This is a genomic window from Cupriavidus sp. 01L43 (assembly GCF_056399925.1).
Genome location: NZ_JBFTSH010000023.1, coordinates 41,089 through 65,944, shown reverse-complemented (window position 1 = coordinate 65,944; position 24,856 = coordinate 41,089). Strand labels below are relative to the sequence as shown.

At 67.1% G+C, this 24,856-nt stretch carries 23 protein-coding genes and 1 tRNA gene; 14 read left to right on the top strand and 10 right to left on the bottom strand.

Features of this window, described 5'->3' with window-relative positions; translation table 11 throughout:
* The first annotated feature begins 121 nt into the window (after positions 1-121).
* From AC1DP9_RS26365 to AC1DP9_RS26355, 3 genes are all read left to right on the top strand, one after another.
* Positions 122-2,197, top strand: a complete 2,076-nt coding sequence (locus AC1DP9_RS26365) for a carbon starvation CstA family protein (RefSeq protein ID WP_092291012.1) — start codon at positions 122-124, stop codon at positions 2,195-2,197.
* Positions 2,198-2,232: 35 nt separating this feature from the next.
* Entirely contained in the window at positions 2,233-2,427 is a 195-nt protein-coding gene (locus tag AC1DP9_RS26360; protein ID WP_092291010.1) for a YbdD/YjiX family protein, read from the top strand.
* A gap of 206 nt (positions 2,428-2,633) precedes the next feature.
* Entirely contained in the window at positions 2,634-3,074 is a 441-nt protein-coding gene (locus tag AC1DP9_RS26355) for a hypothetical protein (protein WP_454757432.1), read from the top strand.
* Between the two features lie 129 nt (positions 3,075-3,203).
* Here AC1DP9_RS26355 and AC1DP9_RS26350 read toward each other — a convergent pair whose 3' ends face one another.
* Positions 3,204-3,455, bottom strand: coding sequence for a hypothetical protein (locus tag AC1DP9_RS26350; RefSeq protein ID WP_092291006.1), 252 nt, complete (start codon positions 3,453-3,455; stop codon positions 3,204-3,206).
* Between the two features lie 190 nt (positions 3,456-3,645).
* On the opposite strand from AC1DP9_RS26350, the gene AC1DP9_RS26345 reads away from it, so the two are divergent.
* The 3 genes from AC1DP9_RS26345 (at position 3,646) to AC1DP9_RS26335 (ending at position 5,299) form a co-directional block, all read left to right on the top strand.
* Positions 3,646-4,563: a LysR family transcriptional regulator gene (locus AC1DP9_RS26345; protein WP_441591584.1), complete on the top strand. Its 918-nt coding sequence runs from the start codon at positions 3,646-3,648 to the stop codon at positions 4,561-4,563.
* A gap of 115 nt (positions 4,564-4,678) precedes the next feature.
* Positions 4,679-4,864, top strand: coding sequence for a type II toxin-antitoxin system HicA family toxin (locus tag AC1DP9_RS26340; protein ID WP_441591585.1), 186 nt, complete (start codon positions 4,679-4,681; stop codon positions 4,862-4,864).
* Positions 4,865-4,879: 15 nt separating this feature from the next.
* On the top strand, positions 4,880-5,299 hold the full coding sequence (locus tag AC1DP9_RS26335; RefSeq protein WP_441591586.1) for a type II toxin-antitoxin system HicB family antitoxin: 420 nt from the start codon (positions 4,880-4,882) through the stop codon (positions 5,297-5,299).
* A gap of 64 nt (positions 5,300-5,363) precedes the next feature.
* On the opposite strand, the gene AC1DP9_RS26330 is transcribed toward AC1DP9_RS26335, so the two are convergent.
* The 4 genes from AC1DP9_RS26330 to AC1DP9_RS26315 form a co-directional block, all read right to left on the bottom strand.
* Positions 5,364-8,072, bottom strand: coding sequence for a DNA topoisomerase III (locus AC1DP9_RS26330; protein ID WP_477108922.1), 2,709 nt, complete (start codon positions 8,070-8,072; stop codon positions 5,364-5,366).
* A 165-nt stretch (positions 8,073-8,237) separates the two neighbouring features.
* Positions 8,238-8,639, bottom strand: a complete 402-nt coding sequence (locus AC1DP9_RS26325; protein ID WP_149137045.1) for a thioredoxin family protein — start codon at positions 8,637-8,639, stop codon at positions 8,238-8,240.
* A 74-nt stretch (positions 8,640-8,713) separates the two neighbouring features.
* On the bottom strand, positions 8,714-9,877 hold the full coding sequence (dprA, locus tag AC1DP9_RS26320) for a DNA-processing protein DprA (protein WP_477108921.1): 1,164 nt from the start codon (positions 9,875-9,877) through the stop codon (positions 8,714-8,716).
* Positions 9,874-11,049: a LysM peptidoglycan-binding domain-containing protein gene (locus AC1DP9_RS26315; RefSeq protein ID WP_092291000.1), complete on the bottom strand. Its 1,176-nt coding sequence runs from the start codon at positions 11,047-11,049 to the stop codon at positions 9,874-9,876. The genes dprA and AC1DP9_RS26315 overlap by 4 nt, the downstream gene beginning before the upstream one ends.
* A gap of 161 nt (positions 11,050-11,210) precedes the next feature.
* Between AC1DP9_RS26315 and def the strand changes: the two genes are divergently transcribed.
* From def to AC1DP9_RS26275, 8 genes are all read left to right on the top strand, one after another.
* Positions 11,211-11,717, top strand: a complete 507-nt coding sequence (gene def / locus AC1DP9_RS26310) for a peptide deformylase (RefSeq protein ID WP_092290998.1) — start codon at positions 11,211-11,213, stop codon at positions 11,715-11,717.
* Between the two features lie 110 nt (positions 11,718-11,827).
* On the top strand, positions 11,828-12,823 hold the full coding sequence (fmt, locus tag AC1DP9_RS26305) for a methionyl-tRNA formyltransferase (RefSeq protein ID WP_477108920.1): 996 nt from the start codon (positions 11,828-11,830) through the stop codon (positions 12,821-12,823).
* 140 nt (positions 12,824-12,963) lie between these two features.
* On the top strand, positions 12,964-13,824 hold the full coding sequence (gene htpX / locus AC1DP9_RS26300) for a zinc metalloprotease HtpX (protein ID WP_092290994.1): 861 nt from the start codon (positions 12,964-12,966) through the stop codon (positions 13,822-13,824).
* A 128-nt stretch (positions 13,825-13,952) separates the two neighbouring features.
* Entirely contained in the window at positions 13,953-15,326 is a 1,374-nt protein-coding gene (gene rsmB, locus AC1DP9_RS26295; protein ID WP_092290992.1) for a 16S rRNA (cytosine(967)-C(5))-methyltransferase RsmB, read from the top strand.
* A gap of 8 nt (positions 15,327-15,334) precedes the next feature.
* Positions 15,335-16,225: a DUF4390 domain-containing protein gene (locus AC1DP9_RS26290; protein WP_477108919.1), complete on the top strand. Its 891-nt coding sequence runs from the start codon at positions 15,335-15,337 to the stop codon at positions 16,223-16,225.
* A complete protein-coding gene (locus AC1DP9_RS26285; protein WP_092290988.1) occupies positions 16,222-18,702 on the top strand; it encodes a sensor histidine kinase in 2,481 nt (826 codons plus the stop codon). The genes AC1DP9_RS26290 and AC1DP9_RS26285 overlap by 4 nt, the downstream gene beginning before the upstream one ends.
* 51 nt (positions 18,703-18,753) lie before the next feature.
* On the top strand, positions 18,754-19,473 hold the full coding sequence (locus AC1DP9_RS26280; protein WP_477108918.1) for a response regulator: 720 nt from the start codon (positions 18,754-18,756) through the stop codon (positions 19,471-19,473).
* Between the two features lie 62 nt (positions 19,474-19,535).
* Positions 19,536-19,611: transfer RNA gene (locus tag AC1DP9_RS26275), tRNA-Phe, on the top strand.
* Between the two features lie 60 nt (positions 19,612-19,671).
* On the opposite strand, the gene AC1DP9_RS26270 is transcribed toward AC1DP9_RS26275, so the two are convergent.
* The 5 genes from AC1DP9_RS26270 to AC1DP9_RS26250 all read right to left on the bottom strand — a co-directional run bounded on the left by AC1DP9_RS26270 (position 19,672) and on the right by AC1DP9_RS26250 (position 24,725).
* Positions 19,672-21,153 carry a dihydrolipoyl dehydrogenase family protein gene (locus AC1DP9_RS26270; RefSeq protein ID WP_092290984.1) on the bottom strand — a complete coding sequence of 494 codons (1,482 nt, stop codon included), beginning with the start codon at positions 21,151-21,153 and terminating at the stop codon, positions 19,672-19,674.
* A 69-nt stretch (positions 21,154-21,222) separates the two neighbouring features.
* A complete protein-coding gene (locus AC1DP9_RS26265) occupies positions 21,223-22,152 on the bottom strand; it encodes a patatin-like phospholipase family protein (RefSeq protein ID WP_255370691.1) in 930 nt (309 codons plus the stop codon).
* Between the two features lie 19 nt (positions 22,153-22,171).
* Positions 22,172-22,612 (bottom strand): PaaI family thioesterase, encoded by a 441-nt coding sequence (locus AC1DP9_RS26260; protein WP_092290980.1) that lies wholly within the window; start codon positions 22,610-22,612, stop codon positions 22,172-22,174.
* A gap of 96 nt (positions 22,613-22,708) precedes the next feature.
* The gene (locus AC1DP9_RS26255) at positions 22,709-24,223 is read right to left on the bottom strand and encodes a tripartite tricarboxylate transporter permease (RefSeq protein WP_477108917.1); all 1,515 of its coding nucleotides are present in this window, start codon (positions 24,221-24,223) and stop codon (positions 22,709-22,711) included.
* A gap of 19 nt (positions 24,224-24,242) precedes the next feature.
* A complete protein-coding gene (locus tag AC1DP9_RS26250) occupies positions 24,243-24,725 on the bottom strand; it encodes a tripartite tricarboxylate transporter TctB family protein (RefSeq protein WP_092290976.1) in 483 nt (160 codons plus the stop codon).
* Between the last annotated feature and the right edge of the window lie 131 nt (positions 24,726-24,856).

Genomic DNA, 24,856 nt, shown 5'->3' with positions numbered 1-24,856 from the left:
GCAGACATCCAGGAGACCCCCTTTCCTCGCAGGATCGTCCGCCGCCGCCCCGGCACCACCCACTCTGCCCGCCATCCGCGTCGCCAGGTTTTTCATATCCGGTCTGAGGAGACCCTTCAACATGAATCGCATCGGACAACACCTGTTGTGGCTGGCCGTCGCCGTGCTCGGCGCGTTTGCCTTCGCCACCGTCGCGCTGTCGCGCGGGGAAGCCGTCAGTGCACTGTGGATCGTGGTTGCCGCGCTCTGCATCTACCTGATCGCGTACCGCTACTACAGCCGCTTCATCGCCGACAAGGTGATGCAGCTCGACCCCAAACGCATGACGCCCGCGTGGCGCCACAACGACGGCCTGGACTACGTGCCGACCAACAAGGCGGTGCTGTTCGGCCACCACTTCGCCGCGATTGCCGGCGCCGGCCCGCTGGTCGGCCCGGTGCTGGCCGCGCAGATGGGCTACATGCCCGGCATGCTGTGGATCCTGGCCGGCGTGGTGTTCGCCGGGGCGGTGCAGGACTTCATGATCCTGTTCATCTCCACGCGCCGCGACGGCCGCTCGCTGGGCGACCTGGTCAAGTCCGAGATGGGCACGGTGCCCGGCATGATCGCGCTGTTCGGCTGCTTCATGATCATGATCATCATCCTGGCGGTGCTGGCGCTGATCGTGGTGAAGGCGCTGGCCGGCTCGCCGTGGGGCACGTTCACTGTGGCGGTGACCATCCCCATCGCGCTGTTCATGGGCATCTACACCCGCTACATCCGCCCGGGCCGTATCGGCGAGGTCTCCGTCATCGGCTTCGTGCTGCTGATGCTGGCCATCATCGGCGGCCAGTACGTGCACGAGAGCGCCACGCTGGCGCCGCTGTTCACCTACGACGGCAAGGCCCTGACGTGGATGCTGATCATCTACGGCTTCATCGCCGCCGTGCTGCCGGTGTGGCTGCTGCTGGCGCCGCGTGACTATCTGTCCACGTTCCTGAAGATCGGCACGATCATCGCGCTGGCCATCGGCATCGTGATCGTCGCGCCGGAACTCAAGATGCCGGCGTTCACGCAGTTCGCCCAGGGTGGCGGGCCGGTGTGGTCGGGCAACCTGTTCCCGTTCCTCTTCATCACCATCGCCTGCGGCGCGGTGTCGGGCTTCCACGCGCTGATCTCGTCGGGCACCACGCCCAAGCTGCTGGAGAACGAGTCGCACGCGCGCTTCATCGGCTACGGTGCGATGCTGGCCGAGTCCTTCGTCGCCATCATGGCGCTGGTGGCCGCCTCGGTGATCGAGCCGGGCGTGTACTTCGCGATGAACAGCCCGGCGGCCGTGATCGGCACGACGCCGGAAGCCGTGGCCCAGGTCGTGTCGACGTGGGGCTTTGTCATCACCCCTGACGTGCTGATCGAGACCGCCAGGAATGTCGGCGAGAACACGATCATCTCGCGCGCCGGCGGTGCGCCGACGCTGGCCGTGGGTATCGCCCACATCCTGCATCAGGTGGTGGGCGGCCAGGCCATGATGGCGTTCTGGTACCACTTCGCCATCCTGTTCGAAGCCCTGTTCATCCTGACCGCCGTGGACGCGGGCACCCGCGCCGGCCGCTTCATGCTGCAGGATCTGCTGGGCAGCTTCGTGCCGTCCATGCGCCGCACGGACTCGCTGCCGGCCAACCTGATCGCCACCGCGCTGACCGTGGCGGCCTGGGGTTACTTCCTGTACCAGGGCGTGGTCGATCCGCTGGGCGGCATCAACACGCTGTGGCCGCTGTTCGGCATCTCCAACCAGATGCTGGCTGCCGTGGCACTGGTGCTGGGCACCTGCGTGCTGGTGAAGATGAAGCGCGGCCAGTACGCGTGGGTGACCGCGCTGCCGACCGTGTGGCTGCTGATCTGCACGCTGACCGCCGGCTGGCAGAAGCTGTTCGATGCCGATCCGAAGGTCGGCTTCCTGACCCACGCGGCCAAGTTCAGCGACGCCATCGCCCAGGGCAAGGTCCTGGCGCCGGCCAAGACGATGGAGCAGATGCACCGCATCGTCTTCAACGACTACCTGGACGCCGGCCTGTGCGCGCTGTTCATGTTCGTGGTGCTGTCGATTGTCTTCTACGGCTTCAAGACGGCCATGGCGGCACGCGGCATCACCAAGCGCACGGACAGCGAGACGCCGTTCGAGCCGCTGCCGGCCGGCACCTCGGCCGCGCAGCACTGAGTACGCAACCCAATCGCCATCCACAGGAGGCCACCATGCTGGATCAAATCGGGACCATGGGCCGCTACCTCGGCCAGTCGCTGCGGCTGATGGTCGGGCTGCCCGACTACCAGACCTACGTGGCCCATATGGAGTCCACCCACCCGGACCGCGCGCCGATGACGTACGAGGAATTCTTCCGCGAACGCCAGGAAGCGCGGTACGGCGGCGGGCAGGGCAAGTGCTGCTGACGTCATCCATCATGACGTGACGAAAGCGACCCTACGGGGTCGCTTTTTTCATCCCCGGTAATCGGGTGTTGTGTTTACACCGCGATTTTTAACCAATAGATACCGTTTCTGGAGCGGGTTACAGGGCCTCACAACTGGTTACAGCAACGGCAGGGCTCGTTCTCTACACTCCGGTTCCAGATGCACGACTGATAAAGGAAAACACGATGTCTCGCCATCTTCGCACCCTCACTCTGGCCCTTGCCCTCTCCGCGGCTGCGCTGCCGGCGTTTGCAGGGGGTGACCTGAACAATGCACTCGGCGGTGGTCTGGGCGGCGTGGCTGGCGCTGCCGTGGGCGGCGCGCTGGGCGGTAGCACCGGCTCCGTGATCGGCGGCGCGGTGGGCGGCGGCGCCGGCGGCGCGCTGACCTCCAGCAAGCGCGAACGCACCGGTGCCATCATCGGCGGCGCCCTGGGTGGCGGCGCCGGCACGGCGGCCGGCAATGCCATGGGCGGTCGTACGGGCGGCCTGGTGGGTGCCGGCCTGGGCGGCGCGGCCGGTGCGGCGCTGGGCGGCAACGTCTCGCGCAGCAACTCCTACGACGACGATCGCCGCTACTACAAGAAGAGCAAGCATCGCCACCGTGGCCATCGCCACGACGACTAAGTCGTTGGCTGGAAACGAAAAAACGGGCCTTCGGGCCCGTTTTTCCATGGCGCGCAGCAAACATCGCGCGCATAAACAAAAAGCCCGTACCGGTCAGGTACGGGCTTTTTGGCGACTGGCGGGCTCAGATCAGAGCGCGGCGCCGTCGGTGTAGACGTCGAAGTTGCCAGCACGGGCGCCTTCGCCGAAGGAGTCGAACTTGCCAGTGCGGGCGCCTTCACCGAACGAATCGAACTTGCCGGTGCGGGCACCGTCGGTGAACGAGTCGAACCTGGTGGACTTGGCGCCGTCGGTGTACGGGTCGAACGAGGTCTTGGCGAACGCCGGGGCGGCGGAGAGGGCGGCAACCAGGGCAACGGTCAGGGCAAATTGGCGCTTCATGGCAAATCCTTTCGTTTTTCGTGGATGCCAGCGCTCGGAATGTGGATGTTGCGATGCGGCATCAGGTGATGCGATATTAGGCATTCCCCTGATATGAATAAATATTGCCATCCACAATGATTGATTGTGCTTTTCACAATAAATCCCCCGGATCGTGTAAAAGTTCACGGGTGAATCGGGAGACTATGTCATGGATCGGCTTCAATCGATGCGCGTCTTCGCCAAGGTGGTGGAACTTGGCAGTTTTGCACGTGCGGCGCAGCAATTGGAAATGTCCAATGCCGTGGTCACGCGCTATGTGGCGGACCTGGAAAGCCACCTGGGCACCCGGCTGCTGAACCGCACCACCCGCAGCCTCTCGCTGACGGACGCCGGCGAAACCTACCTCCAGCGCTGCGGCCAGATCCTCGAGGATGTGGAAGAAGCCGAATCGGTGGTCACGGCGCGCAGCCAGTCGCTCTCGGGCACGCTGCGGCTGGTGGCGCCGGTCATGTTCGGCCTCCACCTGCTGCCGCAGACCCTGGAACGCTTCCAGCAGCTCTACCCGGACGTGGTGTTCGACGTGCTGCTCTCGGACCGTATCGTCGATATCGTGGAAGAAGGCCGGGATGTTGGTGTGATGCTGTCCGACCTGGGTCTCGGCTCGCACCTCGTGGCACGGCCGCTGATTTCGGCCGAAGTCATCCTGTGTGCCTCGCCCGGCTACCTGCGCGCGCACCCACCGCTGCGTAATGCCCAGGACCTCGCCAACCACCGCTGCATCGCCATGCGGCTGCCGACGGCCGAGCACGAATGGACGCTCTCCGGCCCCGAAGGCGACGTCACGGTCGCGATCCGGCCGGGCCTGCTGTGCAGCAACGCCGAACTGGCCCACCAGGCCGCGCTGGCCAATATGGGCATCGCCATGCTGTCCTCCTACCTGGCCCGTCCCAACATCGAAGCCGGCCGCCTCACGCACATCCTGCCCCAATACCAACTCCCGCGCCGCGACGTGAGCGTGGTCTACCCCAGCCGCAAGTTCCTGCCGACCAAGGTGCGCGCCTTCATCGACTTCCTGCTCGAGGAAGGCACGAAGCGGGCCGGCGAAGCCAGCGGACAGAAGCCGTAGTCAAACGCGACTCGAAACACGCCACCCAAAACGCAACAAAAATGTTGTAGAATTTCACAACAAAACACAACATTTGTGTTGTACCATGCACACCTCCCGACGCATCTGGAGGCGCATGAAATACAGCGAGTTTCGGAAATGGCTGCGCCAGCAAGGTGCCACGTTTGAGCGGCACCGAAGCGGCTCGAGCCACTACCGGGTGACGCTCCGTGGCAGGACCACCATCTTTCCGGACCATGGTTCCAAGGAAATGGGCACGGGACTGGTCGAAGCCATCAAGAAGCAGCTCGGTATCAAGTAAGCGGGGAGGCCCCAAATGTACGCGTACCCAGTCAACCTCACGCCGGATGACAACGGCACATTGCTTGTCACTTTCCCCGACGTTCCCGAAGCGACCTCGGTTGGCGAGGATGAAGCGGACGCGCTCGTGGAGGGCCTCGACGCCCTCGAGGCGGCTTTCGAGATCTATTTCCAGGAGAAGCGCATTATTCCGCGAGGCTCGAAGCCAAAGCGAGGCCAACGCACCGTGGTGCTGCCCGCGCTTGTCGCGGCCAAGGTCCAACTGGCAAACGAGTTGCTGACCCAAGGGGTGCGCAAGGCGGAACTGGCGCGGCGGCTGGCGCTGCATATGCCGCAAGTCGACCGACTGCTGGATCTGCGCCACTCGTCCAAGATCGAACAGATCGAAGCGGCGTTCCACCAGTTGGGCAAGCGCCTGGAGGTGCTGGCGGTCTGATTCCGCCGCGTTGCCTGCCTTCGTCGCTCGAAGAAAGCCCGCCCGGCTCGCGCCGCGCGGGCTTTTACTCTTCGGCGTCGGCCGTCGCCTTGGTGGCGGCGCGGGTCTTCTTGGCGGCCGGGGTCTTGGCGGCGGCGGTCTTGGTCGCGGTCTTCGTTGCAGCCTTCTTGGCGGGCGCCTTCTTCGCGGCTACCTTCTTCGCCGCCGGCTTGGCCGTGGCGGCTTCTGTCGCGGCACCTTCGGCCGCTTCAGTGGCCTTGGCCCCCTTGGCGGTCTTGGCTGCGGCGCCCTTGGCGCCAGCCTTCGGCTCACGTACCTCGAACTCGAAGCCAATCTTGCCGTCCGGCTGCTTCACCAGGAACGCCTTGAAGTTGCGGCCCGTGCGGGACGACTTGAAGCCGGTTAGCAGGTCTGTCTTGCCGGCCGTCAGCAGCTTGCCGATCTGCTCGCGCGAGATTTCCTGCTGCAGGATGATCTTGCCGGTGGTGAAATCGCAGGTCTTCTCGCTGCCTACGGCATTCTCGCAGACGTACTTCATGCCGTGCTCGTAGACCGCGCCGCTGCACTTCGGGCACGACCCCACCGGGGTCTGGGCGCTGAAGTCGATCGGCTCGCCATCGGCGTCATCGTCGTTCTGGCCGAAGTCGAACTCCATCTTCCAGTTGCCGTCGTCGCCCTTGGCCAGCTTCAGGATGGCCGCGAACGGCCGGCCCATCTTGCTGCGGAAGCCCTGCAGCGGACCAATTTCCTTCTTCAGCAGCAGTTCCTCGACTTCCTCGATCTCGAACTGGCGGCCGCCCGGGATCTTGCTGATCGAGAACTCGCACGCGGTGCAGGCAAAGCGGCGGTAGTTCTCCTTGACCTGGCCGCCGCACTGCGGGCACGGGGTGTCCAGCGTGGCGTAGTCGCCCGGAATGGTGTCGCTGTCGTATTCCTTGGCGCGCTTGACGATCTGCTGCGTCATCTGCGCGATCTCACGCATGAATTCGTCGCGCTTGAGCCGGCCGCGCTCGATCTGCGACAGCTTGTGCTCCCACTCGCCGGTCAGCTCGGCCTGCGTCAGTTCGAGCACGCCCAGGCCGCGCAGCAGCGTCATGAGCTGGAACGCCTTGGCGGTCGGGATCAGTTCGCGGCCCTCGCGCACGAGGTACTTCTCGGTCAGCAGCCCTTCGATGATGGCTGCGCGCGTGGCCGGCGTGCCGAGGCCCTTGCCTGCCATGGCCTCGCGCAGCGCGTCGTCGTCGACGAGCTTGCCCGCGCCTTCCATCGCCGAGAGCAGCGTGGCTTCGTTGTAGCGCGCCGGCGGGCGCGTGGTCAGGCCGACGGACTCGACCTTGTCGGTCTTGACGCGCTCGCCCTTGTCCACCGGCACCAGGTTGGCGTCCTTGTCGTCCTTGCCCTGCGCCTCGCGGCCATAGATCACCAGCCAGCCCGGGTTGACCAGGACCTTGCCCTCGGTCTTGAAGTGATGGCCCGCCACCTCGGTGATACGGGTGGTCACCTGGAACTCGGCAGCCGGGAAGAACACCGCCAGGAAGCGGCGCACCACCAGGTCATACAGCTTCTGCTCGGGCTCGGACAGGTTCTTGGGCGCCTGCAGCGTCGGGATGATGGCGAAGTGATCGCTGATCTTGCTGTTGTCGAAGATCTTCTTGTTCGGCTTCACCCAGCCGCTGGCCAGGATCTTCTTGGCGTGGGTCAGGTAGTTGGGCGAGCTGTCGGCCAGCATGCCCATGGTCTCCTTGACCGTCTCCAGGTAGTCCTCGGGCAGCGCGCGGGCGTCGGTACGCGGGTACGTCAGCACCTTGTGCTTCTCGTACAGCGCCTGGGCCAGACCCAGCGTGTTCTTGGCGGAGAAGCCGAAACGCGAGTTGGCCTCGCGCTGGAGCGTGGTCAGGTCGAACAGTGCCGGCGACTGCTGCGTCGACGGCTTCGATTCCTCGGTGACGGTGCCCGGCTTGTCGCGGCAGGCGGCCACGATGCTCTTGGCCTCGGCCTCGCTCCACAGGCGCGCCTCGCGCGCCTCGGGGTCGAACTCGTTCTTCTTGAACTTCGGGTCGAACCAGCGGCCTTCATAGAGGCCCTTGGCGGCGATGAACTCGGCGTGCACTTCCCAGTAGTCGCGCGCCACGAAGTGCTTGATCTTCTCCTCGCGCTCCACCACGATCGACAGCGTCGGGGTCTGCACCCGGCCCACCGTGGTCAGGAAAAAACCGCCGCCCTTGCTGTTGAACGCGGTCATCGCCCGCGTGCCGTTGATGCCGACCAGCCAATCGGCCTCCGACCGGCAGCGCGCGGCATCGGCCAGCGGCATCATTTCCAGGTCGTCGCGCAACTGCGCAAACCCGTCGCGGATGGCCTGCGGCGTCATCGACTGCAGCCACAGCCGGCGCACCGGCTGCTTGGCCTTGGCCTGTTGCGCGATCAGGCGGAAGATCAGTTCCCCCTCGCGCCCCGCATCGCAGGCGTTGATCAGGCCGGTCACGTCCTTGCGCTTGATCAGCCGGTTCAGCACCTTCAGCCGCGATTCGGTCTTCTGGATCGGGCGCAGGTCGAAGTGCGGCGGAATCACCGGCAGATTGGCGAAGCTCCACTTGCCGCGCTTGACCTCGTAGTCGTCCGGCGCGGCAATCTCCACGAGGTGGCCCACGGCTGAAGACAGCACGTAGTCGTCGCTCTCGAAGTACTCGTCGTGCTTGGTAAAGCCCCCGAGGGCGCGCGCGATATCGGCGGCGACCGATGGCTTTTCCGCGATGATGAGGGCTTTAGACATTGAACGGGTCCTTGCGGCACGGCCCCCTCCAGGGGAAGCCAGCGCCTCTTGATTGGCACTGCTAATTATGTAAACAGCACGCCTGGGCTTTGAGGCGCCAATAATAAGCGCGCATCCGTCGGCGGTGCAAGCAAACGCCGCCTGAGGCTCAGGCAGCACATGGCATCAGCCGGGGTGGCTCTCGAGTAACCAGTCGAGCACTTCGGGAATTTCCGATGCGGCCGCGGGCATCGACGCCCCACGGTCCAGCATTCGCTCCAACACTTCCAGATGAGGCAGCACCGTGCCGTAAAAATGCGGATCGCCGCCGGCCACGGGCTGGATCAGCACCGTCGGAAAATTCTCAATGTCGATGTCCTCGCCGAGCCGGTCGGCGTGGGTCTCGATATCGATCCAGACAAAGCAGTCGCCGGGATAGCGCGCTGCCAGCGCCGCAAAGCCACTCATATAGTCCTTGCACGTCCCGCACCAGTCCGCGCACAGGCAGGCCACCAGCCGGCCCGCTGGCCGCGCGGCCAACGCCTGGCGCAGCGCCGCGGCGTCTTGTTCGGGAAAGTAAACGGTCATGGCAGTCGAAAACATGAGCAGCCTACGGCACCAGCCGCGGCAATGCCGGCAGATTGTATAGAGTTTGGCGCCCCTTACCCGAGCCGCCGGTAGCGGTTGCCCGGTAATCGCTCCGCCGCGCCGGCCAGTTCCAGCTGTAAAAGCGCTGCCGACGCCGCATCCGCCGACATTCCGCTGCAGGCGCACAAGGCGTCGAGTGTCACAGGATCATAGGCGAGGGCGGCGCCGAATGCGTCGGCGGGGGTCGGGCGGGGGTCGGCAACCTCCGCCCCGGCGGGTCTGGCCGATGACGGGGCGAGGTCGGGAAACTCCTCCACGATGTCCTCGAGGCTTTCCACCAGCTTGGCGCCCTGCCGGATCAACCGGTGACAGCCTTTCGAGAGCGGCGCGTGGATCGACCCGGGTATCGCGAACACCTCGCGCCCCAACTCCGACGCCAGCCGCGCCGTGATCAGCGACCCCGACCGCTCGGCCGCCTCGACCACCAGCACGCCCTGGCCCAGTGCCGCGATCAGCCGGTTCCGCTTGGGGAAGTGGTGGCTCACCGGCGGCGTTCCAAGGGGAAATTCGCTGAGGATGGCGCCGCCTCGGTCGACGATCTCATGCGCCAGCGCGTGATGGCGTGCCGGATACACCACATCGATACCCGTGCCGATGACGGCAATCGTGCCGCCGGCGCCGGACATCGCCCCCGCATGGGCCGCTGCATCGATACCGAGCGCGAGGCCGGACACCACCGTGAATCCCGCCCCGGACAGGGCAGCGGCAAACGCGTGGGCGTCCTTCGCCCCCTGCACGGTGGCCTTGCGCGCGCCGACGATGCCGATGGACGGCGCTGCCAGCGCATCGCGCCGGCCATTGACGTGGAGGAGGAGCGGGGGATCGGCGAGGTCGAGCAGCCGCGCCGGGTAATCGCCATCGGCGAGCGTGACGAGGTGATGGTTGGGTACGGCAAGCCATGCCTCGGTACGCGCGATCAGCGCGGCCAGCGTGGCATCGGGCGGGGCGGTCAGGATTTGGGCGATGGCGGGCGGCACCAGCCCATGCAGTCGGGCAGCGGGCTGCGCCAGCACCGCCGACGGCAGGCCGAACGCGCCCAGCAGCCGGCGCGCGGCCGCTGCGCTCAGTCCTGGCGTGGCGATCAGCCGCAGCCACGCCGCAACGTCGGCCAGCCCCGCATCCTTGCCCAGGGCCGGCCCGGAGACTTGCGCGCCCTCCGACGCGCGCCAACCGGTCAACGTGGCGTCGTGGCGATGTCGCCAACCTTCATCAGGTTCGTGGCATCGGTGACCAGCGCGTACGAGATACCCGGGAACACGCGATACACATAGGCCAGCCCGTAACGGTCGTCGGGCAGGCGGATGGTGCGATTGCTGTCCGTCGGATCCTTGACCAGACCGCCGTCACGCGAGAGCGCCAGCACATGGCCCGGCTCGAGCCCGGCATCGGTGCCCACGTTCAGCACCACCACCTGCTTGGCGCCGCCGTACTGCACGCCGCCATATACGGCTGCGATGCGGGCATTCACGTCGGTCTCGGGCGCGTGCGGCACATAGCGCACCAGCTCGCGCGGGGGCTGGGGCAGCAGCAGTGTGCCGGGGCCCATTTCCTGCAGCGACTGAGTGGCCTGCACCGTGGTCACGGCGTCCGGGCCCTCGGGCGGACGCGAGACGCGCACGCTGCCCTGGTATTCGGCCTCGAAGCCAATCACCTTGTTGGTGATCGGATCACGCACCGGCAAGGCCGGCTTGAAGGCCTGCCAGTCGCTGCCGATGGAGGCATCGCCGGGGCCAATGCCGCGCGCGTAGCCGGTATCGCCACGGCCCATGTAGACACGGGCATCGGGCAGGGCCACGAGGCGCGCCGAGGTATCGACGGTGTCCTTGTCCACCACCAGCGGGCGGATCAGGAACGGCTCGATGTCGGCCGCCGGAATGCTCAGGATCGCGTCGCCATCGGCGCCTTCGCCCCGCATGCGCGGCGAGAGGCGGCCATCGCCACTCGCGCCGCCCGGTGCGGTCGTGCTCAGGTAGGCGCGGCCATCGCGGGTGACCAGATACAGGGTCTGGCCCGGATAGATCAGGTGGGGATTGCGGATCTGCTGCTTGTTCATGCCCCACAGCTCGGGCCAGCGCCAGGGCTGGCGCAGGAAGCGGCCCGAGATGCCCCACAGGGTGTCGCCGGAGCGCACCGTGTACTGGCCCGGCGCGCTGGGCGCCAGATCGGCAACTGGAATGCCTTGCTGTGCCGTCCGGTCGGCTTGCGCCTGCTGCGCCGGCGAGACACTGAGGTCTGCGGCCTGGACGGTCATGCCCGCCCCGGCAGTGATGCCGGCGACACTTAGCATGAGAAGGGTGAACGCGTGCAGCCTGCGGCCCGACGCCGCTTGTTCTTTGGTAAGATCGCGCATTTTCGTGAACCGGTCGGTGTAGCGACCGGATTGACCCTAGAGAGCGTGCCTGCTGCGGCCCGCCTTGATTTTTTGTACTTGCGCCCCGATTCTGCATGTAAACACCCGTCGCCGCAACGCGGCCGGGCAGTAGACAGCACCTGGCGTTGCGCCCGAGCATCATGGCAAAACTCGACATCCTCACCTACCCCGATCCCCGCCTGCACAAAGTGGCCAAGCCCGTGGAGGTGGTGGATGACCGCATCCGCACGCTGGTGCGCGACATGGCCGAAACCATGTACGAAGCGCCGGGCATCGGCCTGGCCGCCACGCAGGTGGATGTGCACGAGCGCGTGATCGTGATCGACCTCTCCGAGACGCGCGACGCCCTCCAGGTCTTCATCAACCCGGAAATCGTCTGGGCCAGCGACAACCGCAAGGTCTGGGAAGAGGGCTGCCTGTCCGTGCCCGAGGTCTACGACCGCGTGGAGCGCCCGGACCGCGTGCGCGTACGCGCGCTGAACGAAAAGGGCGAAGCCTTCGAACTCGATGCCGACGATCTGCTCGCTGTATGTATACAGCACGAGATGGATCACCTGATGGGCAAGGTGTTCGTCGAGTACCTGTCGCCGCTCAAGGTCACCCGCATCAAGCAGAAGCTCCAGAAGCGCGTCCGTTCGCGGATGTAACAGCGGTGCCGCCGCGCCGGCGCCGTCTGCTATCGTTAACCCCTCCGAAGCACCCAATGCACCCGGCCGCCACCATGCGGCCGGTGGCGTTTTTATCGCGGAACCCTGCCATGACCCAAGCCCAGCCACTACGCGTTGCCTTTGCCGGCACCCCGGAATTCGCGCGCGTCGCCCTGGAGGCCATCCACGCCGCAGGCTTCCCGGTGGTGGCCGTGCTGACCCAGCCGGACCGCCCGGCGGGGCGCGGCATGCAATTGCAGGCTAGCCCGGTCAAGCAATTCGCGCTCGATGCCGGCCTCGGGCCGGTACTGCAGCCGCGCTCGCTGCGCCGCCAGGGCAAATATCCCGAGGAAGCCGGCGCGGCTGTCGATGCGCTGGCGGCGACGGCGCCCGATGTCATGGTGGTGGCCGCCTACGGCCTGATCCTGCCGGCCGAGGTGCTGACGCTGCCGCGCCATGGGTGCCTGAACATCCACGCCTCGCTGCTGCCGCGCTGGCGCGGCGCGGCGCCGATCCACCGCGCCATCGAGGCCGGTGATGCCGAGACCGGCATCACGCTGATGCAGATGGACGAAGGGCTCGACACGGGTGGCATGCTCTCCCGCGAGGCCGTGCCGATCGGCCCGCTGGACACCACCGGCACGCTCCATGACACGCTGGCGGCGCTGGGCGGGCGGATGATCGTCGCGGCGCTGCAGCAACTGGCGGCCGGCCAGCCGCTGGCCGCCACGCCCCAGCCCGGGGCCGGCGTGACCTATGCCGAGAAGATCGCCAAGGATGAAGCGCCGCTCGACCTGCGCCGCCCGGCCACGGCGCTGGCCGGCCAGGTGCGCGCCTTCAACCCCTTCCCCGGGGCCACGGTGCAGGTGGGCGACACCGTCATCAAGTGCTGGCAGGCGCTGCCGCTGGCCAGCTCGACGCCGCTGCCGCACCCGCCCGGCACTGTGCTGGCGGCCGACGCCAGCGGCGTGATCATCGCCTGCGGCGAGGGCAGCGCGCTCCAGGTCACCGAACTCCAGAAGCCGGGCGGCCGCCGCCAGCCGGCGCAACAGTTCCTGCAGGGCCAGCCGCTGCCGCCGGGCACGCGCTGCCTCGTGCCGGCGTGATTCAATCTCCACATCCGTCTGCAAAAACCCTGCTACGGACATTGAATTTCCGGCAATCGGTCCCGATCTAACCGTCAACGCGTCCCGCAGGGGCGGGTACGCGGGGATGTACGTCGATTGTCGATTTGGGAGACTTTTCCATGTTCAACTGGGTCAAGACCTTCATGTTGATGGCCGCCATCACGGCGCTGTTCATCGTCATCGGGGGCATGATCGGGGGCCGCAGCGGGATGATGTTCGCGCTGTTGATCGCGCTGGGCATGAATTTCTTTTCCTACTGGTTCTCGGACAAAATGGTCCTGCGCATGTACAACGCGCAGGAAGTGGACGCCGGCACGGCGCCGCAGTTCTACAACATGGTGCAGGAGCTGTCCCAGCGCGCCGGGCTGCCGATGCCGCGTGTGTACCTGATCAACGAGGACGCGCCGAACGCGTTTGCCACGGGGCGTAACCCCGAGCACGCGGCGGTGGCGGCCACCACGGGCATCCTGCGCGTGCTGTCTGACCGCGAGCTGCGCGGCGTGATGGCGCACGAACTGGCGCACGTGAAGCACCGCGATATCCTGACCTCGACCATCGCGGCCACGATGGCCGGTGCGATCTCGGCGTTGGCCAACATGGCGATGTTCTTCGGCGGGCGCGACGAGAACGGCAATCGGTCCAATCCGATCGCCAGCATCGCCGTGGCGATCCTGGCCCCGCTGGCGGCCTCGCTGATCCAGATGGCGATTTCCCGGGCGCGTGAATTCGAGGCCGACCGGGGCGGCGCCGAGATCAGCGGCGACCCGCAGGCGCTGGCCAGCGCGCTGGACAAGATCCACCGCTACGCGCAGGGCATCCCGTTCCAGGCCGCCGAGGCGCACCCGGCCACGGCGCAGATGATGATCATGAACCCGCTCTCGGGCGGCGGCATCGCCAACCTGTTCTCGACCCACCCGGCCACCGAGGAGCGCGTTGCGCGGCTGATGCACATGGCGCAGACGGGCACCTATCCCGCCTGAGGCCGGCCGCGCGCCCCGAGTCCGGGTAAACTGCCCGCTGTGTTCCCCGGAACCGGCGGGCTTTTTTTGTGATCGGCACGCCGTGCCGGTCACTGTCATTCATAGCATTTTCAGAATTCTCGTATTCCATGCGCCTGCAACACGATTCACTTGCCTTCCAGATGCTCGGCGCCGCCGCGGCGGTACGCGGCGTCAATGAAGGCACGGCCCTGCCGCAGGCCATCGAAGACGTCGCCACGCACCTGCGGCTCGACCGCGTGCGCGACGCCGCCACGCGCGGCGCCGTGCAGGACCTGGCCTATCGCACCGTGCGCCAGTTCGGCACCACGCGCGCGCTGGTCACCGAACTGGTCACGCGCCCGCCCGGCGCGCTCGTCGATTCCCTGCTGGCCGTGGCCCTGGCGCTGCTGCTGGAAGGCGAGGAGGGCGATGCCAGCAAGGTCGGGCGCGGTGGCTACAGCGATTTCACCGTGGTCGACCAGGCCGTCAGCGCGGCCGCATCCGAGCCGAAGACCGCCCACGCGCGCGGCCTGGTGAACGCGGTGCTGCGCCGCTTTTTGCGTGAACGTCAGCAACTGATGCAGACCGTCAACCAGGACGAGGAAGCGCGCTACAACCTGCCGTCCTGGTGGCTGGCGCAGCTGCGCAAGGCGTACCCGGACCAGTGGACTACGTTGGCGGAGAGCGTCAACGCCCGGCCGCCGATGACGCTGCGCGTGAACACGCAGCGCATGTCGGTGCCGGAGTATCTGACTGAACTGGCCAACGCCGGCATGGCCGGCACGGTCGTGGGCGAGCAGGCGGTGCGGCTGGTCCGCGCGTTCCCGGTCTCGCAGGTGCCCGGCTTTGCCGAAGGCGATGTGTCGGTGCAGGACGCCGGCGCGCAACTGGCCGCGCCCCTTTGCGAATTGTCTGATGGCATGCGCGTGCTCGATGCCTGCGCGGCCCCCGGCGGCAAGACCGGCCACCTGCTGGAGCTGGCCGACATCGACGTCACCGCCGTGGAGAGCGACGCGCAACGCGCCGCCCGCATCCACGAAAACCTTGCCCGCCTGGGCCAGCGCGCCAACGTGATCGTCGGCGACGCGAGCCGACCCCAGGACTGGTGGGACGGCCAGCCGTTCGACCGCATCCTGGCGGACGTGCCGTGCTCGGCGTCGGGCATCGTGCGGCGCCATCCCGATATCCGCTGGCTGCGCCGCGAGACAGATATCGCGCGCCTCGTCAATGAGCAGCGTCGCATCGTGTCTCAACTTTGGCCGCTGCTGAAGCCGGGCGGCATCCTGGTGTACGTGACCTGTTCTATTTTCCCAACGGAAGGCGAGGAGCAGGCGCTCTGGTTTGGTGCGCAGCTACCAGATGCGATACGATTGCAAGCGCCGGGACAACTGCTGCCCGGTACGAAGGCGCCTGAAACGGCCAGCCTGCCAACCGGTTCGCCGTCGGGTCTGCCTACCGATCATGATGGCTTCTACTACGCCCGCTTCCAGAAACGCGCCTGATCCCACCGATGCCGAGCCCGCTGCGCTTGTTCGTCCACCGAGTCCCGGGCCGCGCAACGCGCGAGGCGCCGGCGCTCGCGCTGGCCAATAGCGGCCGGCGTGCGCTGGGCACCCTTGGCACACTCAGCATTTGGGCCGTCACCGCATGGCTGCTGCTGAGCCTGCTGCTAGCGCTGACGCCCCGCGCCGAGGCGCAGCTCATCGAGAATTCCGAAGCGAAGATCGAATACCAGGACGGCGGCTTCGAGCTGGCCACCTCGTTCGATTTCGACCTGCCGCCGGCGCTGGAAGACGCGCTGCACAAGGGCATTCCGCTCTATTTCGTGGTCGAGTTCCAGCTCTCGCGCCCGCGCTGGTACTGGTTCGACGAGAAGCCGGTGAACACCAACCGCAGCGTGCGCCTGTCGTATCAGCCGCTGACGCGTCAGTACCGCGTTTCCACGGGCGGGCTGCAACTGCCGTTCAACCGCCTCAAGGGCGCGCTGCAGTTCATCCAGCAGGTGCGTGGCTGGCGCGTGTTCGAGCGCGGCGACGTGCGGCGCGGCGAAACCTATCACGCCGAGCTGCGCATGCGGCTCGACCTCTCGCAGCTGCCGAAGCCGTTCCAGATCAACGCGGTGAACACGCGCGAGTGGAACCTGTCGTCCGAGTGGAAGCGCTTCAACTACACCGTGCCGACCAACCTCGACGCGCCGCAGCCGCTGCCCGCACCGCCGTCCCCGATGCCGGCCTCACCGCCTGCGGCACCCCCGGCACCGCCCGCTGCGCCGGCCATCCCCGGCTCCGCGCCCGCCGCGGCCTCCGCGCCATCGGCCGATGCCCGCACGCCGTTCTCGCAGACCGTCTCCACGGTCCTGTCTCCGAGCCAATTGGTACAGCCCGCATCGAGCCCGCCATGAACGGAGCGATCTGGGACAGCCGATTCCGCCGCGTGCTCTATCGCGTCGTGGTGGGGATCATCGTCTTCCTGGCGCTGGTCCTGGTGGGCCTGCTGGCCGGGGCCTCGGCCAACACCGAATTCTTCGATCGCTATTTCACCCTGCTGTTCAAGGTCAACCTCGTCGTCGGCGCGCTRCTKGTGCTGACCGTGGGCGCRYTGGCCATGACGCTGTGGGTGCGCTACCGGCGCGGCAAGTTCGGCACGCGGCTGATGACCAAGCTGGCCGTGTTCTTCGGCGTGGTGGGCGTGCTGCCGGGCGTGCTGATCTACCTGGTCTCGCTGCAGTTCGTCTCGCGCAGCATCGAATCCTGGTTCGATGTACGCGTGGAAACGGCGCTCGAGGCCGGGCTGAACCTGGGCCGGTCCACCATCGACAGCCAACTGGCCGATCTGCAGGGCAAGGCCCGGCTGATGGCGGACCAGCTCACGGGGTCGTCGGGCATGGCCACGTCGCTGCAACTGAACCGGCTGCGCGAGCAGTACGGCGTGCAGGAGGCCGCGATCTTCACCGGCAGCGGCCGGGTGATGGCCACGGCGTCGAGCAGCTACGCCTCGCTGGTGCCGGACCTGCCGTCGGGCATGCTCGCCGAGCAGGCGCGGCTGGCCGGCGGCTATGCGGCCGTGGAGGGCGGCACCGAGCCCTCGGTGGACGGCAAGCGCACGGGCCCCATCGACAGTACCCACCTGTACCGCATCCGCGTGATCATTCCGCTCGGGCCGGCGCCGTCGCAGAACTCGACCGACGCGGAGGCGCAGGCCGCCGCCGTGGCTGCAGCCGCCGCGGTCCAGCGCGCGCAGCGCCCGCCGCGTGCCGGCATGTCCGCGCCCGGTGCCCGCTGGGCCGGGTCGGGGCTGTCCGTGGAGCGCCGCCCCGAGGACGCACCGGCTACCGGCTTCGGCCTGATGGGCGATACGGTGCGCGAGGAGCGCTACCTCCAGGTGCTGCACCCGGTGCCGGCCGTGCTCGCACGCAATGCCGACGAGGTCCAGCGCGCCTATCAGGAGTACCAGGAAAAGGCGCTGGGGCGCACCGGCCTGCGCAAGATGTACATCGGCACGCTGACCCTGACGCTGTTCCTGGCCGTGTTCATCGCCGTGATGCTGGCCCTGCTGCTGGGCGGCCAGCTGGCCCGGCCGCTGCTGATGCTGCTGCAGGGGACCAAGGAGGTGGCCGAGGGCGATCTCTCACCCAAGCGTGAACTTAAAAGCCGCGACGAACTGGGGATGCTGACGCAGCAGTTCAATGCGATGACGCGCCAGTTGTCCGAGGCCCGCATCGCCGTGGAGGAAAACCGCACCGCGCTGGAGCAGTCGAAGGCCTACCTGGAAAGCGTGCTGCAGAACCTGACCGCCGGCGTGCTGGTGTTCGACCGGCGCTTTGCGCTGCTGACCGCCAACCCCGGTGCCGAGCGCATCTTCCGCCAGCCCTTCGCCGGCGTGCTGGGCCAGCCGGCCGAGCAGATTCCAGGGCTGGGCGAATTCACCGAGATCGTGCGCCAGGCGTTTTCCGAGCAGAACACCAGCGAGGTGCTGGGCGGCGCGCGGCACTGGCAGAAGCAGATCGAACTGCCGCAGGGCGACGAGGAACAGCCGCTGACGCTGCTGGTGCGCGGCGCCCACCTGCCGGGCGGCAGCCGCGACGAGCCCGGCTACGTGGTGGTTTTCGACGATATTTCCGATGTGATCTCGGCCCAGCGCTCGGTCGCCTGGGGCGAGGTGGCGCGCCGGCTGGCCCACGAAATCAAGAATCCGCTCACCCCGATCCAGCTCTCGGCGGAGCGCCTGCAGATGAAACTTTCGCCGAAATTGGAGACAACCGATGCGGAAGTGCTAAAGCGCGGGGCCGCAACGATCGTTAACCAAGTGGCGGCAATGAAACGCATGGTTGACGACTTCCGCGATTACGCGCGTACGCCGCCCGCCGTAGTGCAGACGCTGGCGCTGAATCACCTGGTGGCAGAAGTCTTGCATCTGTATGGGATCGACGAGCCCGGGGTGCACGAGCATCCCGTGATCCATTCGGCGCTGGGGCCCGATTTGCCTGAAATAAAGGGAGATCCGACCCAGTTGCGGCAGGTGATCCACAACTTGCTGCAGAATGCGCAGGATGCGGTGGCGGACAACGTGGCGGCCGGTAGGGCGGCGCCCCATATCACTCTGCACACCGAGACTGTAGAATACAAAGATTCTGCTGGCGAAGACCGGCAGGCCGTCAAGCTGTCCATCGCGGACAATGGTCCCGGATTCGCACCCCGCATTCTCAGTCGGGCGTTCGAACCGTATGTGACCACGAAAGCCAAGGGTACGGGTCTCGGGCTGGCGATGGTAAAGAAGATCATTGACGAACACGGCGCGCGCATCGAGTTACGCAATCGCATGGACGGCGCCGAGATCATCGGGGCACAGATCTCGATCCTGTTCGTTAAACTGGCATAGTCAAACTGCGTCACCGTCCGGTGGCGCTGCGGTGGGGTTAAGAGGGGAAGTATGGCAACCATCCTCGTAGTCGACGACGAAATGGGCATCCGGGAATTACTCTCGGAGATCCTGAGTGACGAAGGCCATGTGGTCGAAGTGGCGGAGAACGCCCAGCAGGCACGCGAGTACCGTGCGGCCGGGACGCCCGATCTGGTATTGCTCGATATCTGGATGCCAGATACCGATGGCGTCAGCTTGCTCAAGGAATGGTCGGCACAGGGTTACCTGACGATGCCGGTCATCATGATGTCTGGCCACGCCACGATTGACACCGCTGTGGAGGCGACCAAGATTGGCGCGCTGAACTTCCTCGAGAAGCCCATCGCGCTGCAGAAGTTGCTGTCCGCCGTGGAACAAGGCTTGGCGCGCGGCATCGAACGCCCGCGTACGGCGCCGACGGCGGCCAGCGCGGCGCCTGCCGCCACCTCTGCCACGGGCGAAGCCGCCGCGGCCGCGCTGGCGCCCGCCGAGATGCCCGCGGAGATCACCGCGAACGGCAATCCGGCACGCCTGCCCGAGGCCGAGATGCACTTCTCCTTCGACATGCCCTTGCGTGAGGCGCGCGATCTGTTCGAGCGTGCCTATTTCGAATACCACCTGGTGCGCGAACACGGCAGCATGACACGCGTGGCCGAGAAGACCGGCCTCGAGCGGACCCACCTGTACCGCAAGCTCAAGCAGCTCGGCGTGGAGCTGGGTCGCAACAAGCCTGAGCCCACCGAACAATGACCGACAGTGATGCACGGGGCGCTTGACTGGCCGGTTTCGCGCTGATATAGTTTCGCTTCTTTGGCCCGGTAGCTCAGTCGGTAGAGCAGAGGATTGAAAATCCTTGTGTCGGCGGTTCGATTCCGTCCCAGGCCACCAGATACAAGAAAACGGACGCTTCGGCGTCCGTTTTTGCGTTTGGGGTCAATGGTTTAGCGCCTACCCGAACATCTCCTCCGCCACCGTCGGATGCAGGGGCAGGGTCGTCTTCAGGTGCGAGGCCTTGAGCCCCAGCCGCAGCGACACCGCCAGCGCCTGGATGATCTCGGGCGCGGCGTTGTCCATCAAATGCACGCCGAGCACCCGGCCGCTGCGCGCGTTCAGCACCAGCTTGATCATCGACTGTTGCGAACTGCCGCCGAAGCGGTTTTCCAATGAGACGAATCGCTTGATTTCCGTGCGGATGCGCTCCGGCTTCCCCGCGTCCTCAATGGCCTGCGCCTCCGTCATGCCTACCACGCCGATGGCCGGCTCGCAGAACACGGCCGTGGGCACGATGTCGAAATCGGCCAGGTCGCCGCGCTTGCCGAACAGGCGGTCCGCGACCCAGCGGCCCTGTGCGATGGCCACCGGCGTCAGGTGCAGGTTCTCGGCCATGCAGTCGCCCACCGCGTACAGCGCGCGCTCCGCGCTGCGGAACTGGCGGTCCACAACGATGCCGCCCTTTTCGCCCAGTTCGATGCCGATGTCCTCGAGCCCCAGCCCCTCCACATTGGCCTGCCGACCGATGGCCGACAGCACCGCCTGGGCGCGCACGGTCTGGGTACGGCCCGGGTTGCCGTCCTGCGTATAGCAGACCTCGGTCGCGCCATTGGCCTGCGAGAGCAGCGTCACCTCGGTATTGAAATGCAGGCGGATGCCCTTGGCGGCCAGCGCCCCGGCCAGCGAGGCGGAGACGTCGTGGTCGAAGCGCGGCAGCAGCCGGTCCTCGCGCACGAGCAGGTCGACCTTGACCCCGTAGCGCGACAGGATCGACGCCAGTTCCACGGCGATATACCCTCCGCCGATCACCACCATCGACGCCGGCACGGTCTGCCACGTGAACACATCGTCGGACGTGCTCGCCAGCTCGCCGCCGGGCACCGGCAGTACGCGCGGCCGCGCGCCCGTGGCGATCAGCGTCTTGCGGGTGCGCAGGGTTTCGTTGCCGACGACGATCTCGGTCGGGCTCGTCAGCCGGGCCTCGCCGTGCAGGATCTCCACGCCGGCCTCGGTCAGCCGCTGGGCATAAGACGCGTTGAGACGCGCGACCTCGGCATTGACCCGCACGATGGCGTCGCGCCAGTCCTCCTTGCCGCCCGTGTGAGACAGGCAATCGGACAAAATGGCCGCCCAGGTGGCACCGTAGGACAGCATCTTCTTGGGCACGCAGCCGCGATTGACGCAGGTGCCGCCGATGGCGCCACGTTCGACCAGGATCACGCGCGCGCCCAGCGACGCCGCGCGCCGGGCCGCCGCTACGCCGCCGGAACCCGCGCCGATGACGACGAGGTCCGCCTCGCGCGCCTTGCCCGGCCGGCCATTGCGTTTGCGGCGCGGCACGTTCTCCACCACGGGCGCCGCGCTGATCTCGCGCGCGCGGCGGCGCTCCTTGGCCGGTGCCGGGGTGGCGGTCTCGGGTGTTGCCTGGCGCTTAGTCATCCATGTCTCCTTGTACGCGGCGCATCGCCGCATTCAACACGACCGACCGGCGCCCGTGGGCGCAACCACTCAGGGCGCCGGCAACAATTCCTCGTCCCGGATCGTGGGCCAGTCGCGCAGAAACGCTTCCGCGTCGCGCCGGCCCAGATCGTAGGCATGTGTCATGGCCTCGGGCCGGGTGTAGTCCCAGCTCGAGATGGGTACGCGCTGCGACGGCTGCAGGTACAGCCGGCGCTGGCCGCCCTCCGCCAGCACGAAGCGGGGCGGGCGCGGGTACAGCCGCGTCACCAGCACCAGCACGTTGCCGGGGGCCGGGTCGAGCGCATCGACGGGCACGTTGTCCACCAGCCCGCCATCGAGCACCGCGCGCCCCTGGCGCTTCAGTACCGGTGTGAACGGCGGCGTGGAGGCCGACTGCAAGAGCAGATCGGCCAGATCCTCGGGCGAAGCACAATCCTGCGCGCGCACGAACTCGGGCCGGAAGCCCAGCTTGCGGCCCAGCCGCGGGTGCAGCGTCTTGAGGAGGTGCTTGTCGATGTTGTACGCGAGCAGCCCGGCGGCCACGGCCAGGCGCGGGCCGCTCCACGGCGGGATATGCGCCACGCCGATGCGGATCTCGGGCGCGGCCTGGAGCCGCGCGAGCCGGTTATCGCCGAACAGCGACAGCAGCGCGTTGCGATAGATGCCGTAATGCGGAAACACGCGCTCGCGCCGCAGCAGGTTGCCCCAGTAGGCGTTGCGCGTGTTGTTGGCCAGGATGTCGCGGTAATAGGCCATGGTCTGGTGCGAATCATGCGCATGGACCATGCACGCCGTAGCCGCCCCGGCCGAGATGCCCGCAATCACGCGCGGCCGCAGCGCCAGCTCGGGCGCCACGGTGTCCCACCAGCCGGCCTGCCACCAGCATCGGTTGCCGCCGCCGGCGAACACGATCTGGTCGAACGGCTGGGAAAGCGGCTGGGGAGGGGCGGAGGAGATTGGCGCGGCGCCAGTCATCATCGTCGGATGGTCCTGGATGTCAGAGCAGCGCGTAGGTGGTGGTGGCCTGCACCGCCAGCTTGCCGTCGGTGCCGGTCAGCTCGATCTCGCCGAACACCACGGTCTTGCCGAGCCGCAGCACGTTGGCGCGCACGCGCACATCGCCGTCGATCACAGGCCGCATGAAGTTGGTGGTCAGGCTGACCGTGGTCATCGGGCGGAACTCCCCGAGCACCCGGGAGATGGCGACGATCATCGCCGTATCGGCTGCCGACATCAGTACCTGCCCGCACACCACGCCGCCGGCATGGCGAAAAGTCTCACTGAACGGCAGGCGCAGCGTCACGCCCTGGTCGTCCACCGCCTCGGCTCGCAGGCCAAGCTGGCGCACCCACGGGGCGAGCACGCGTTCCAGCGTGGCATCGACATCAGCCAGGGTGAAGGCGGGCGCTGCGGTCGGTGCGGAGGTCGGTTCCGGCATGGCGATCCTGTCGAGCGGGTTTCGCCAATGATACAGGGGGCCGCAGCCCCCCGTGTGATGCACTGCAAGACCCCGCCGGCCGGGGCGGCGCGACGGCTACGCCGCGTTGTCGGCAGCGGCGCGGGCACTGCTGCGGCTGGCGTGCCAGCGCAGCACGCGCGGCACCACCACCACGGCCACCGTCATCGCCAGAATCGTGGCGGAGATCGGCTGCTTGACGAACAGGCTCCAGTCGCCCTGGCCAATCGACAGCGCATTGCGCAGCTGCTTCTCGGCCATCGGCCCCAGGATCAGGCCGACGATGACCGGCGCCGTGGGGAAGTCGAAGCGGCGCATGGCCATGCCCAGCAGGCCGATCACGAACAGCAGCAGCAGGTCGAACCACGACTGGCGGATACCGTACGCACCGAGCCCCGCGAAGATCAGGATGCCGCCGTACAGCAGCGGCGTGGGCACGCGCAGCATGCGCACCCAGAGGCCGATCGCCGGCAGGTTCAGCACCAGCAGCATCACGTTGCCGATGTACAGCGACGCCAGCAGGCCCCAGACCAGATCGCCCGAGGTCTGGAACAGCATCGGACCGGGCTGGAGGTTGTAGTTCTGGAACGCCGCCAGCAGGATGGCGGTGGTGTTCGAGGTCGGAATGCCCAGCGTCAGCAGCGGCGCCAGCGTGGCCGTCACGGCGGCGTTGTTGGCGGCCTCGGGGCCGGCCACGCCCTCGATGGCGCCCACCTTGCCGAACTCGTCCTGGTGTTTGGAGAGCTTCTTTTCGGTCGCGTACGACAGGAAGGTCGGGATCTCCGCGCCGCCGGCCGGAATCAGCCCGAACGGGAAGCCGATCAGCGTGCCACGCAGCCAGGCCGGCACCGAGCGCTTCCAGTCCGACTTGTTCATGTGGACGGAACTGAGCTTGTTGAACGAGCCGGCCGGCTGCGGGAAGAACGCGTTGAACAGCGCCTCGCCCACGGCGAACAGGCCCACGGCCACCACGACGATATCCACGCCGTCGTAAAGCTCCTGGACGTTCATCGAGTAACGGGTCTGGCCGGACAGCGAATCGATGCCGATCAGGCCGATGCCGAGCCCCAGGAACAGGCTGGTCATGCCGCGCAGCAGCGACGAGCCGAGCACGGCCGACACGGTCGTGAAGGCCAGCAGCATGATCATGAAGTACTCGCCCGGGCCGAACTGCAGCGCCACGTCCGCCGCCACCGGCGCGAACATCGACAGCAGCACGGTGGCGATGGTGCCCGCCACGAAGGAGCCGATCGCCGCCGTGGCCAGCGCCGGCCCGGCGCGGCCGTTCTTGGCCATCAGGTTGCCTTCCATGGCGGTGACCATGGTGGACGACTCGCCCGGCGTGTTCATCAGGATGGAGGTGGTCGAGCCGCCGTACATCGCGCCGTAGTAGATGCCGGCGAACATGATCAGCGCGGCGGTGGGTTCCACCTTGGCCGTCAGCGGAAGCAGCATCGCCACGGTCAGGGCCGGGCCAATGCCCGGCAGCACGCCGATGGCGGTGCCGAGGAAGCAGCCCACGAGGGCCCACATCAGGTTGATCGGTGTGATGGCGACGGCGAAGCCGTGCATCAACTGGTTCAGGGTATCCATGGCAATTCCTCCCGCCGGTTCAGAAGCCGGAGATCGACAAAAGGGGCAGCAGCGGCAGGTTGATGCCGAGCAAGAATTCAAACAACGCCCACATCGGCAGCGTCAGGCCCAGGCCGATCAGCGCATCGCGCACCAGCCGGCGGCTGCCGTAGCCGCGCGCCACGCAGACCATCATCAGCGTGGAGGACAGCACGAAGCCGAGCGTGCCGATCAGCGCCATGTTCAGCACCAGGCCCGCCGCTACCCACAGGAAGCCCTTGAAGTTGTGTGGCGCCTCGGGCAACTCGGCATCTTCCTCCGGCATATTGCGGAAGCCGCCGCGCACGCCCTGCCAGGTCAGCAGCGCGCCGCACACGGCCAGGCCGATGGCGACCAGGGTGGGCGCGAAGCGCGGCGACAGGCCGGCGTAGCCTTCCTCGCCCGAGATGCCGGACAGGCCGGCCAGGAAGAAGGCGGACAACGCCAGGACGGCGATGCCGATGGAGACATGCGATGGTTTCATGGTGGGCTCCCGGAGGGATGGCCACCACCCGCGCGGTCACGACGAGCGTGACAGGATTGTGATTATTGTTGGGGCGCGCGGGTGGGGCGGGTGAGGCGGTGAGGCGAGTCGTGCAGTTGGCGATGAATCCG